The organism is Halomonas sp. Y3, assembly GCF_024137965.1.
Taxonomy (GTDB): Bacteria; Pseudomonadota; Gammaproteobacteria; order Pseudomonadales; family Halomonadaceae; genus Halomonas; species Halomonas mongoliensis.
Window position 1 is genome coordinate 1,555,357 of sequence record NZ_CP099975.1, and the last position, 12,037, is coordinate 1,567,393.

12 protein-coding genes and 1 pseudogene are annotated in these 12,037 nt (G+C 67.4%); 8 read left to right on the forward strand and 5 right to left on the reverse strand.

The features are described from left to right. Positions 1–26: 26 nt before the first annotated feature. Positions 27–965, reverse strand: coding sequence for a transaldolase (tal, locus tag NHL60_RS07440; protein ID WP_253450895.1), 939 nt, complete (start codon positions 963–965; stop codon positions 27–29). Between the two features lie 127 nt (positions 966–1,092). Between tal and NHL60_RS07445 the strand changes: the two genes are divergently transcribed. The 8 genes from NHL60_RS07445 (at position 1,093) to NHL60_RS07480 (ending at position 8,737) form a co-directional block, all read left to right on the forward strand. Further along, complete coding sequence (locus NHL60_RS07445) at positions 1,093–2,277, forward strand: Bcr/CflA family multidrug efflux MFS transporter (RefSeq protein ID WP_253450899.1); 1,185 nt, start codon at positions 1,093–1,095, stop codon at positions 2,275–2,277. A 77-nt stretch (positions 2,278–2,354) separates the two neighbouring features. After that, entirely contained in the window at positions 2,355–3,089 is a 735-nt protein-coding gene (locus NHL60_RS07450) for a sulfite exporter TauE/SafE family protein (protein ID WP_253450902.1), read from the forward strand. A 145-nt stretch (positions 3,090–3,234) separates the two neighbouring features. Then, positions 3,235–4,248, forward strand: coding sequence for a PstS family phosphate ABC transporter substrate-binding protein (locus tag NHL60_RS07455; RefSeq protein ID WP_253450906.1), 1,014 nt, complete (start codon positions 3,235–3,237; stop codon positions 4,246–4,248). A 57-nt stretch (positions 4,249–4,305) separates the two neighbouring features. Then, the gene (gene pstC, locus NHL60_RS07460; RefSeq protein WP_253450908.1) at positions 4,306–5,679 is read left to right on the forward strand and encodes a phosphate ABC transporter permease subunit PstC; all 1,374 of its coding nucleotides are present in this window, start codon (positions 4,306–4,308) and stop codon (positions 5,677–5,679) included. Positions 5,680–5,685: 6 nt separating this feature from the next. Beyond that, a complete protein-coding gene (pstA, locus tag NHL60_RS07465) occupies positions 5,686–7,050 on the forward strand; it encodes a phosphate ABC transporter permease PstA (protein WP_253450911.1) in 1,365 nt (454 codons plus the stop codon). Between the two features lie 78 nt (positions 7,051–7,128). Then, positions 7,129–7,875, forward strand: a complete 747-nt coding sequence (gene pstB / locus NHL60_RS07470; protein WP_253452067.1) for a phosphate ABC transporter ATP-binding protein PstB — start codon at positions 7,129–7,131, stop codon at positions 7,873–7,875. 10 nt (positions 7,876–7,885) lie between these two features. Next, positions 7,886–8,356 (forward strand): arsenate reductase ArsC, encoded by a 471-nt coding sequence (locus tag NHL60_RS07475; RefSeq protein WP_253450915.1) that lies wholly within the window; start codon positions 7,886–7,888, stop codon positions 8,354–8,356. Positions 8,357–8,389: 33 nt separating this feature from the next. Further along, positions 8,390–8,737, forward strand: coding sequence for a metalloregulator ArsR/SmtB family transcription factor (locus tag NHL60_RS07480; RefSeq protein ID WP_110069789.1), 348 nt, complete (start codon positions 8,390–8,392; stop codon positions 8,735–8,737). Here NHL60_RS07480 and NHL60_RS07485 read toward each other — a convergent pair whose 3' ends face one another. The 4 genes and pseudogenes from NHL60_RS07485 to NHL60_RS07500 form a co-directional block, all read right to left on the reverse strand. After that, positions 8,738–8,971 (reverse strand): thioredoxin family protein, encoded by a 234-nt coding sequence (locus NHL60_RS07485; RefSeq protein ID WP_253450918.1) that lies wholly within the window; start codon positions 8,969–8,971, stop codon positions 8,738–8,740. It abuts the gene before it with no gap. A gap of 26 nt (positions 8,972–8,997) precedes the next feature. Next, entirely contained in the window at positions 8,998–10,347 is a 1,350-nt protein-coding gene (locus tag NHL60_RS07490) for a permease (RefSeq protein WP_253450921.1), read from the reverse strand. A gap of 146 nt (positions 10,348–10,493) precedes the next feature. Further along, positions 10,494–10,607: a hypothetical protein gene (locus NHL60_RS07495; RefSeq protein ID WP_253450924.1), complete on the reverse strand. Its 114-nt coding sequence runs from the start codon at positions 10,605–10,607 to the stop codon at positions 10,494–10,496. 23 nt (positions 10,608–10,630) lie between these two features. After that, positions 10,631–11,821, reverse strand: a pseudogene (locus tag NHL60_RS07500) (IS1634 family transposase); the annotation flags it as partial. Positions 11,822–12,037: the final 216 nt, after the last annotated feature.

The window sequence follows — 12,037 nt, forward strand, 5'->3', positions numbered from 1 at the left end:
GGGCAGCGCCCGGCCCGCCCCTTGCCTTACCTCTGGCGCAGCTCGCCCAGCAGCGCCTCCAGCCTGCGCTGATCCTCCATGAACTTGCGGATCCCCTCGGCCAGCTTCTCGGTGGCCATGGCGTCCTCGTTCATGTGCCAGCGGTATTCCGCCTCGTCGAGGGGCTCGAGGGCGCCGGTCTCCGCATCCTCGGGGCTGAGGCGGCGTTCGAGGGCGCCACGGCTCTCGGCCAGCTCGCCGAGCAGGGCAGGGGAGATGGTCAGGCGGTCGCAGCCGGCCAGCGCCAGGATCTCGCCGGCGTTGCGGAAGCTCGCTCCCATCACGACGGTGTCATAGCCGTGCCCCTTGTAGTGCTCGTAGATGCGCCTGACCGACTGCACGCCGGGGTCGCGCTCGCCGCTGAAGTCGGCCTCCGGCGCCTGGGCCCTGTGCCAGTCGAGGATCCGCCCCACGAAGGGGGAGATCAGGGTGACGCCGGCATCGGCGCAGGCCCGGGCCTGGGCGAAGCTGAAGAGCAGGGTCAGGTTGGTGCGGATGCCCTCGCGCTCGAGCTGCTGGGCGGCGCGAATGCCCTCCCAGGTGGCGGCGACCTTGATCAGGATGCGCTCGGGGCCCACCCCGTGGCGGCCGTAGCGCTCGATCAGCGAGCGAGCCCGGGCCAGGGTGGCGTCGGTGTCGAAGGAGAGCCGGGCGCTCACCTCGGTGGAGACGTAGCCCGGCACCAGCTCGCTGATCTCGCTGCCGATCTCCACGGCCACGGCGTCCAGGGCGTCGTCCAGGTCCCCGGCGCGGCGGGCGATCTCGGCCAGACGCTCCCGGCGCGCCGGCTGCTGGGCCGCCTGCAGGATCAGCGAGGGGTTGGTGGTGGCGTCGGTGGGCTGGAAGCGGCGAATCGCCTCCAGGTCGCCGGTGTCGGCCACGACGGTGGTCATGTCGCGCAGCTGCGTCAGCAGGTCCTTGGCCATGATGAGGGCTCCCTGTCTAGGTGGTAGATGGTGTTGCCCCTCAGTATGACAGGGAATCATGGCCGGCAGGGACCGCGACGATCGGCTATGATTAGCCGCCTATCGAAGATCCTCGCAAGGAGTCGCCTTGACCCTGAGTACCCGACGCCTGGCGCTGCTGGTGGCCGCCAATACCGCCCTGGCCCCCTTCGCCATCGACGCCTACCTCCCCGCCATGGCGGCCCTGGCCGCTGCCGTGGGGGCCAGCATCCACCATGCCGAGCTGTCGCTCTCCGCCTTCCTGGCCGGCTTCGCCCTGGGCCAACTGCTGTTCGGGCCGCTCTCCGACCGCATCGGTCGCAAGCCGGTGCTGCTCGGCGGCCTGGTGGTCTTCCTGTTGGCGAGCCTTGCCATCACCACGGTGGGCTCCCTGCCGGAGCTGCTGGCCTGGCGCTTCGTCCAGGCCCTGGGCGGCGGGGCCACGGTGGTCAACTCGGCGGCCATCGTGCGCGACTGCTTCAGCGGCCGGGAGGCGGCCAAGGTGATGTCGACCATGGCGATCATCATGCTGCTGGCCCCGCTGGTGGCGCCCGTGGTGGGCAGCGGCCTGCTCTATCTGGGCGACTGGTGGCTGATCTTCGTCTTTCTGGCCGGCTATGCGGCCTTCCTGCTCTGGCTGCTGGGCACCCGGCTGCCGGAAACCCGGGCGCCGGGCTCGCCGACGGCCTCGCTGCGCCAGGTGTTGGCCAACTACGCGAGCGTGCTGCGCCACCGCGAGGCGATGGGCTATATCTGCGCCGCCTCCATGTCCTTCGCGGGGCTCTTCGCCTTCATTACCGCCTCGCCCTTCCTCTATCTGGAGCACTACGGGCTGGGTCCCGAGCTTTATCCGCTGGTGTTCGGTCTCAACGTGATCACCATGGCGGCCTCCAACCGGCTCAATATTCGCCTGCTGGGGTGGCGCTCGCCCCAGCAGAACCTGCGCCTGGGGCTCGCCATCCAGCTGGGGGTGGCACTTGGCCTGGTGCTGGTGCTGGTCAGCGGCATGGAGTCGCTGTGGACCATGGTGCCGCTGATCATGGTGTTCGCCGGCACCATCGGCCTGGTGGCCCCCAACGCCATCTCCGCACTGCTCGACCACTTTCACCACATGAGCGCCACCGCGGCGGCCCTGCAGGGCAGCATCCAGTTCTCCTGCGGGGCGCTGGCCGGCGTGCTGGTGGGTGCCTTCGAGGTGGATAGCGCCTGGCCCATGGTGGGCACCATGCTCGGGGCGGCCCTGCTGGGCAACCTGGGGCTGCGCCTGCTGGCGGGGCGGGCCGGCCATGCCTGAGGCGCTGCTGGCTTGGCTCGATATGGGCCTCGGCACCTGGCTCGGCTGCGCCGTCACCTTAGCGCTGGGGGCCTGTCATGCCTGAGGCGCTGCTGGTCTGGTTCGACATGAGCCTTGCCGTCTGGCTGGGCTGCGCGGCAACGCTGGCCCTGGGGGCCTTTGTGCAGCGGGCCACCGGCTTCGGGCTGGCCGTGGTGGGGGCGCCGCTCTTGCTGATGCTGGAGCCGCGCCTGGTGCCGGTGGTGCTGGTGCTGTTCGGCTTCACCGTGGCGCTTACCACCCTGCGCCACTACTGGCGCGAGGTGCAGTTTGGCGAGATCGCCACGGCCCTGGTGGGGCGGATTCCCGGCAACGCCCTGGGACTCTGGCTGCTGCTGGCCGCGCCCATGGCGGTGCTGGAAAAGCTCATCGCCGGCAGCGTGCTCTTCGCGGTAGCGGTGACCCTGTTCCGCTTCCGGCTGCCGGTCAATCGCACCACCCTGTTCGGCGCCGGGGTCTTCTCGGGCATCTTCGGCACCATCGCCGCGCTGAGCGGCCCGCCCCTGGTGCTGCTGCTCCACGGCTTCTCCCCGGACCGCCTGCGCGGCACCCTCTCGGCCTTCTTCGTGGTCACCGCCCTGATGACGCTCGTCACCCTGGGCCTTGGCGGGCTGCTCCGCGCCTGGCACTTCGGCCTGGCGCTGACCTTCGCACCGGGGGTGCTGGCCGGCAGCTGGCTGGCCGGGCGCGTCGCTCACCGCCTCGACCGCCGCCTGCTCCAGGGGGCGTCGCTTGCCCTCTGCACCCTGGCGGCGCTGGGGCTGCTGGTCTGAGCCCCGGATGACACGCAACCGACATCTTGCCGTCACAGAACTGCAATCCATGACGCGCAAACTCCTCCCTGCAAACGGCCGTTAGTGCCGAACCAGAGCCCCTGGACCTACCGTCCCGGGGCCCCATGCAGAGAGGATCCTCAAGATGAACGTCAGCAAGCGTACCCTGGGCTTCGCCCTGGCCACCGGTCTGGCCGTCGGCTTCTCCACCGCCGCCATGGCGCGTGACACCATCCAGATCGCCGGCTCATCCACCGTCCTGCCCTTCGCCAGCATCGTGGCCGAGGAGTTCGGCAACAACTTCCCGCAGTTCAATACCCCGGTGGTGGGTTCCGGCGGCTCCGGCGGCGGCCTGCGTCAGTTCTGCCAGGGCGTGGGCGAGAACACCATCGACATTGCCAACTCCTCACGGGCCATTCGCAGCGGCGAGCTCGAGAACTGCCAGTCCAACGGCGTCAACGAGGTGCTCGAGGTGATGTTCGGCTACGACGGCATCGTCTTCGCCTCTCGCGCCGATCGGGGCGCCTTCGCCCTGACCCCGGCCCATGTCTTTGCCGCCGCGGCCCAGCAGGTGCGCGTCGACGGCGAGCTGGTCGACAACCCCTATACCCGCTGGTCCGAGATCGATGGCGACCTGCCGGATCAGGAGATCGTGCTGGTGATCCCGGCCTCCAACCACGGCACCCGCGAGGTGTTCGAGGAGAAGGTGCTGCACATCGGCTGCGACAGCTACGAGATGGAAGGCGACGCCTGTGACGCCCTGCGCGGCGATGGCCGGATCATCGAGATCGCCGGCGACTACACCGAGACCCTGGCCCGCCTGGATGCCCAGTCCGACGCCGTGGGTGTCTTCGGTCTGAGCTTCTACGACCAGAACCGCGACCGGCTCCAGGTGGCCACCGTGGATGGCGTGACTCCCTCCCTCGAGACCATCGGCTCCGGCGAGTACCCGGTCTCCCGTCCGCTGTTCTTCTACGTCAAGGGCGAGCACCTGGATGTGATTCCCGGCCTTGCCGAATACACCGAGTTCTTCTTGAACGAGATGGTCTCCGGCTTCGGTAGCCCCCTGGAGGACGCCGGCCTGATCCCGCTGGACGACGAAGAGCGTGCCGAGGCCCTGGAGCAGTTCCAGGCCCGCACCCTGGTCAGCGCCGAATAAGGGTCGTGATCGCCGGGGCAGGGATCACCTGCCCCGGTTTGTCCATGCGGGGAATCCATGAATAACCTTGCCTTGATCGCCATCCTGCTGATCGTCATGGCCCTGGCCTATCAGGTCGGCCTGACGCGCAGTCGCACGGTGGCAACCGACGGAGTGCGGCTGCACTCGCGTCCCGGATACTACGGCATGCTGGTGGCCCTCTGGTGCGGCCTGCCGGCCTTTGCCCTCTTACTGCTCTGGAGTCTGGCGGGCACCTCGCTGGTGGAGCTGCTGGTGGTGCGCCAGCTGCCCCCCGAGATCGCCACGCTAGGCGAGCGGGAGCTCTCCACCTTTCTGCGCCGCGTCTCGGCGCTGGCCGCCGACCGCGCCGTCTCCGGCACGCCCAGCGAGACGGAACTGGCCGCTGCCGCCCATATGGCGAGCCTGCAGACGCTGGGGCGCATGATCACCATCGCCGCCATGGCCGTGGCCGCCGTTGCCGGCCTGGTGCTGGCCCGGGGCCGCATCTCGCCACAGCTGCGCGCCCGCAACCAGGTGGAGCGGGTGATCACCATCGCACTGGCGCTCTGTTCCGGGGTGGCCATCCTCACCACGGTGGGCATCGTGCTCTCCATGGTGGGCGAGGCGATGAACTTCTTTCGCTTTATCAGCCCGGCGGAGTTCTTCTTCGGCACCACCTGGAATCCGCGCTTCAGCACCTCCGGAGATACGGGCCAGGGGGAGTTCGGCCTGCTGCCGCTGCTGTGGGGTACCCTGATGGTCAGTGCCATCGCCCTGCTGGTGGCGGTGCCGCTGGGGCTGATGACCGCCATCTACATGGCCGAGTACGCCCCGGCCTGGCTGCGCAACGTCGCCAAGCCGGTGATCGAGGTACTGGCCGGTATCCCGACCATCGTCTACGGCTTCTTCGCCCTGATCGTGATCGGTCCCTTCCTGTCCGACCTGGGCGACCTGGTGGGCATCAGCATTCGCACCACCAGCGCGCTCACCGCGGGCCTGGTCATGGGGATCATGATCATTCCCTTCGTCTCCTCGCTCTCCGACGACATCATCACCCAGGTGCCCAAGGCCCTGCGCGACGGGGCCCTTGGCCTGGGTGCCACCAAGTCGGAGACCATTCGTCAGGTGGTGCTGCCGGCGGCCCTGCCGGGGATCGTCGGGGCCTTCCTGCTGGCCGCCAGCCGGGCCATCGGCGAGACCATGATCGTGGTACTGGCAGCCGGCAACAATCCGGTACTGCACGCCAACCCCTTCGAGGCGGTCTCCACCATCACGGTGACCATCGTCAACCAGCTGACCGGTGATATGGACTTCGCCAGCCCCCAGTCGCTGGTGGCCTTCGCCCTGGGCCTGACGCTGTTCGTCATCACCCTGGGGCTCAACGTCATCGCCCTGGTGGTGGTGCGCCGCTATCGCCAGCAATATGAGTAATCGCCTGTGACCACTGACACGCTTACCATCGAAGAACGCAGCCGCCAGCGGCTGGCGACCATCGAGGCCTCCCTGGCGGGGCGCCACGCCCGGGAGCGGCGTTTCCGTCGCATGGGCCTGGGGGCCGTGGTCACCGGCATGGGCCTGGTGCTGATTCTGTTTATCAGCATCCTGATGCGTGGGGTGCCCGCCTTCTGGCAGGCTACCTTCTATCTGGACGTTCACTTCGACCCCGAGGTGATCCAGGTGGATGAAAAGCCGGTGCGCGAGTCCGGCGAGAGCGCCAGCGCCTTCCGCGAGCGCGAGCTGGCCTGGATGAGCCGGGTCGGCCTGGTCAACTGGCAGCAGATCATCGACGAGGCGCTCAAGGCCGAACTCGGCGAGATCGAGGCGCGCCAGACCCGTGACCTGCGGGCCCTGATCACCTCCGGCGAGCGTCACGCCCTGCGCGACCGCTTCATCGAGGACCCCTCGCTGCTCGGCGAGACGGTGCGGCTCAAGATGCTCGCCTCGGCCAACGTCGACGTCTGGCTCAAGGGCAATATCGACCGCAGCCTGCCGGACCGCCAGCAGCAGCTCAGCGCCCAGACCCGTGAGTGGGCCGATGAGCTCTATGCTCGCGGCGTGATCACCAACGCCTTCAGCACGGCGCTCTTCCTCAACACCGACTCGCGCAGCTCGCTCGCCTCGGCGGGCCTGGCCGGCGCCTTCATGGGCTCGCTGTTCATGATGCTGGTGGTGATCGTGCTCTCGGTGCCGATCGGGGTGGCCAGCGCCATCTACCTGGAGGAGTTCGCGCCCAAGAATCGCATCACCGATCTGATCGAGATCAATATCAACAACCTGGCGGCGGTACCCTCCATCGTCTTCGGCCTGCTGGGGGCGGCGATCTTTATCGGCTATCTGGGGCTGCCGCTGTCGGCCCCGCTGGTGGGCGGTCTGGTGCTGACCCTGATGACGCTGCCGACCATCATCATCGCCACCCGGGCCTCGCTGCGCTCCATTCCCGGCTCCATTCGCCAGGCGGCGCTGGGTATCGGCGCGTCACGGGTGCAGACGGTCTTCCATCACGTGCTGCCGCTGGCCCTACCGGGGATCCTGACCGGCTCCATCCTGGGGGTCGCCCAGGCCCTGGGGGAGACCGCGCCGCTGCTGCTGATCGGCATGAATGCCTTCGTCGCCAACGTGCCGGGTACCCCCCTGGAGCAGTCCACGGCGCTGCCGGTGCAGATCTATCTCTGGCAGGGCAACGAACTGCGCAACTTCTTCGAGGCGCGTACCTCGGCAGCCATCATCGTGCTGCTGGGCCTGATGCTGAGCCTCAACGCGCTGGCCATCTGGCTGCGCAAACGATTCGAGACGAGGTGGTAAATGAACATGGCAACCAGCACGCCGGTGCCCACCGGCCTCGGCGAGAGCCGCACCAGCAAGGCAAGCGACCGCATCAAGATGCAGGCGCGTGACGTCAAGGTCTACTACGGCGATAACGAGGCCCTCCACGGCGTCGACGTGGATATCTTCGAGAACGAGGTGGTGGCCTTCATCGGCCCCTCGGGCTGCGGCAAGTCCACCTTCCTGCGCTGCCTCAACCGCATGAACGACACCATTCCCGGCTGCCGGGTGGAGGGGGACGTGACCCTGGAGGGGCAGGACATCTATGCGCCCAGCCTGGACGTGGTGCTGCTGCGGGCCCAGGTGGGCATCGTCTTCCAGAAGCCCAACCCCTTCCCCAAGACCATCTACGAGAACATCGCCTACGGGCCGCGGCTCCACGGCCTCGCGAGGCGCCGCGCCGAACTGGACGATATCGTCGAAGGCAGCCTGCGCAAGGCGGGCCTCTGGGACGAGGTCAAGGATCGCCTCGACCAGCCGGGCACCGGTCTCTCCGGCGGTCAGCAGCAGCGCCTCTGCATTGCCCGGACCATCGCCGTCCAGCCAGAGGTGATCCTGATGGATGAGCCCTGTTCGGCCCTCGACCCCATCGCCACGGCGAAGATCGAGCAGCTGATCGACGAGCTCTCCGAGAGCTATACCATCATCATGGTGACCCACAACATGCAGCAGGCCGCCCGCGTGGCAGATCGTACCGCCTTCTTCCACATGGGCGACCTGGTGGAGGTGGACAGCACCGACAAGATCTTTACCAACCCCGGCGACCAGCGTACCCATGACTACATCACCGGACGCTTCGGTTGAGGAGAACGTGATGGGCAGGAAGCTTCAGGTGCTGTTTCTGTGCAACGCCAACTCGGCGCGCTCGCTGATGGGGGAGGCGCTGCTCAACCACATGGCCGGGGATCTCTGCGAGGCCTTCAGCGCCGGGGTGGAGCCCGATACGCCCCACGAGCACACCCTGGCGGCGCTGCGTGAGTTCGGTATCCCGACGGAGGGCCTGGCCAGCGAGCCCATCGAGCGCTATGCCGACCGCCACTTCGATTCCGTGATGATCCTCTGCGAAAAGGCTCAGCAGCGCTGTCGCGACTGGCAGGGCAGGACGGACGAGCTGATCTACTGGGATATCCCCGATCCGCGCCTGCACGAGGGACCAACGGCCTATACCCGGGCGCTGCGCGACATTCGCGGCCGCCTGGAGCTCTGGGTGGCGGTCAAGCGCCGCCAGCAGCGGCGCGCCGAGGGCAGCGGGGTGAGCGACGGCGGAATGCCTGGGGTACCATAGCGGGCATCCCCTGCCCGATATGGTGAGCCCTCGATGATTGCACCTTCTCGCCTGTTCAAGTGCCTCGGTGACGACACCCGCCTGCTGGTGACCCTGCTGATCCGCCGGGAGGGTGAGCTCTGCGTCTGCGAGATGACCCACGCCCTGGAGGAGTCGCAGCCCAAGGTATCGCGCCACCTGGCCCAGCTGCGCGCCTGCGGCCTGCTCAACGATCGCCGCGAGGGGCAGTGGGTCTACTATCGCCTGGGCGAGGGGCTGCCGGCCTGGGTCGAGGCGGTGCTCGCCGCCGCGGAGCAGGGCGAGGCCGGGCGGCTCGCCCTGCTGCAGCAGCGCCTGGCGGGCATGGGCAACCGTCCGGAGCGGTGTGCCGCGCTCTGCTGATCACCCCTTGAGGAGCGTCTCCAGCTCCTCGGCGCTGGCCACCTTGCCCTCGGTGACCAGCTCGCCGTCGATGGCGAGGGCCGGCGTATTCATCACGCCGGCATCGATGATGGCGTTCATGTCGGTGACCTTCTCGATCTCCACCGTCATGCCCAGGGCCTCGGCGGCTTCCTGGGCGTTGGCGGTGAGCTGGTCGCACTTCCTGCAGCCCTTGCCGTAGATGCTCAGTTTCATGGCGTTCTCCTCGGGGGATGTCGGTATCACGGCCACAGCTGGCCGTAGAGATAGCCGGTGAAGGTTGCCATGACCACCACCAGGGCACAGTAGACCAGGGTCTTCTGTGTGCCCATGATGGTGCGGATCACCAGCATGTTGGGCAGCGACAGGGCGGGCCCCGCCAGCAGCAGCGCCAGCGCCGGGCCCTTGCCCATGCCGTTGCCGATCAGCCCCTGGACGATGGGCACCTCGGTCAGCGTCGAGAAGTACATGAAGCCGCCCAGCAGCGAGGCGAGGAAGGTGGAGCGGAAGCCGTTGTCGCCCACCGCCAGCACCACCCACTCCGAGGGGATCAGCCCCTCCTCGCCGGGGCGGCCCAGCAGCAAGCCGGCCACGAAGACCCCGACCAGCAGCAGCGGCATGATCTGCTTGGTGAAGTCCCAGCTCTGCTCGGCCCACTCCCGGTCGTCGTCACGCAGGGTGGCGATCAGCATCAGGCCGATGATGCCCACCGCGAAGGCGAGCTCCGGCACGCCGGGCGCCAGCAGGGCGGCCAGCACCACAGCGCCGGCGAGGATCGCGACCTGACGCAGGGGCCAGCCCCAGCGGCGCATCAGCAGCAGGGCGAAGAGGCCGGCGAGCACGGCGGTGATCTGCCACTTCCAGCCGCGAATGGCCATCCAGGTCGGGCTGTCGGCGACGGCCCAGTTGGCGAATACCAGGATGCCCACCATCAGGCCGAAGAAGGCGGCGACCTGGCCCAGGGGGCGGGAGAGCTCCCCCTCGAAGCCCCGGGCGCTGGCCCTGGCCCGGGCCTGCTCCTCGCGGCGGTAGATCAGGTGCATGATCACCCCGATCACCACGGCGAAGATGATGGCGCCGACGGCCCGGGCCAGCCCCAACTCGAACCCCAGCACCTTGGCGGTGACCACGATGGCCATGATGTTGATGGCCGGCCCCGAGTAGAGGAAGGCCACCGCCGGGCCCAGGCCCGCCCCGCGCCGGTAGATGCCGCCGAACAGCGGCAGCACGGTGCAGGAGCAGACCGCCAGCAGGGTCCCGGAGACCGAGGCCATGCCGAAGGCCACCGGCTTGGGGGCGCTGGGCCCCAGGTAGCGCATCACCGCGCCCTGGCTCAGGTAGGTGGCCATGGCGCCGGCGATCACGAAGGCCGGGAGCAGGCAGAGGATCACGTGCTCCTGGGCGTACCAGTGGGTCAGCCGGATGCCCTCCAGCACGGCGTTGTCGAAGCGCGCCGTGCCGGCGGGCATGAAGTAGATCAGCAGGAAGATCCCCACCACGGCGCCGAGCCAGCGGACCTGCTCGGGGTTCTCCCGGGCCATGGCCAGCAGGCGGCGGGGGAGGGCGGTGTTAGCGGGCTCGGGTTCCGACATGCGAGGTCTCGTGACAACCTTAGGGGGGATGTCGATCAGGGTATATGTTTATGCATATGCTTCCTAGATGGAACTGCCGGGTGCTTGAGGTTGATCAAGTTCCCGGCAGCAGAAGTAGGGCGGAGGGTGACTTGGCCGGCGGGGGCCTAGAGCATTTCCAGTGCCAGGGCGATGCCCTGGCCGCCGCCGATGCACAGGGTGACGATGCTGCGACGCTCGCCGTTGCGCTGCATGGCATGCAGCAGGCGGGTGGTCAGCACCGCGCCGGCGACAGCGGGTGATCGCTGGCCTTCAGCCGCATCCGCAGCACTCGGTAAAGCACCAGAGCGAGGAAGCAGATCAGCGCATGGGCACGGATACGATCCGGTAGTCGGTGGTAGACCGGCGCGATCTCGATGTCACTCTTCAACACCCGGAAGCCGCGCTCGATATCAGCCAACGACCGGTAGCGCTCGACGATCTCCGGCGGCTCGTGATCGGTCATGTTGGTGACCAACAGCAGCTTGCCATCCATCATACGGGCGCGATCAAGGGCCCGCTGATCGAGTACGTAGTTGAACGTCTCCGCAGTCAGATCGACCTTGAGAATATGACCGAGGTGAGCATCAGTGACCGCCTTGTAGAACCTGGCGGTGACGCCGGCATCGGAGAGCTTTCTGCCGCGATAGCGAAGCCCGACATCCTGGTTGTCCAACTTTTCGAACCATTGACGAGCATCGGCCTGTATCGCCTCAATTTTCTGGTCTCGTGCGGCTGTCTGCACCTTGGCGACTTCCGGCCGGTGCGCCGCGATCAGTCGATGCTCCTGCCAGGCCATCTCACCGTAGGCTTCGCTATCGGCGTCCTGGCAGTGCGTCTCATGGAAGGCCTTCAGCAGGTCGTCAAACTCGCCGTAACGGCGGCCCGGCACGGCCAAGATGAATTCCAGGGGGCGACCCTCGGTGCGCACAGCGGACAGGGCTTCCAGGTTGTCCAGAGACAACAAACCACGGTCGGCCACCAGCACCACGCGGCGCACGTTGAAGCGCTGGGTCACGATCTCGATGGTCGGAAGCAGCGTCCGGGTTTCCGCGACGTTACCGTCGAAGACTTCGTGATGAATGGGTAATCCTTCCGCCGTCTGGACGACGCCCAACATGAACTGTCGGCCGATGCCGCCTTCCTTCGAAGGCCCGTAATGGCGCACATCACCCTCGAGAGACGTCTTGCCTTCTGCTCGGATCGTGGTGAGGTCGTAAAAGACGATCGACAGCTCTTGATCGATCAGCGGTTTGAGCTGCTGAGCCAGCACGTCATTGAGGGCTTCGCTGCAGTCCGACAGGGTATCCATAGTGCGCAGCAGATGCTGATGACTGATCAAGGCCGTGTCGACATCGGGCACCAGCACATCCTCCAGCCAGCGCAGCACACCGAGCTTGGATTCGGGATCGCAGAGGCGGTTGAACACCATGACCCGCAGCAGCCGCTCGGCATCGAACTGCCGCTTGCTGCGCAGCACCCGGCGGAAGGCGTCATCCAAGCCAAGCTCTGTACACCTGAATCCCGAGGGGGACCCAGTGCCGGAGGCAGCAGGATTTTAAAGAACCAGAACCATTTCATGTGCCATCTATGTTGACAGGCACCGGCTGGGTGCCGTCCATGATATGCCTCCTGTCGTCGTGGAGGTCCTATCCTGGCCCAGCTCAGAGGG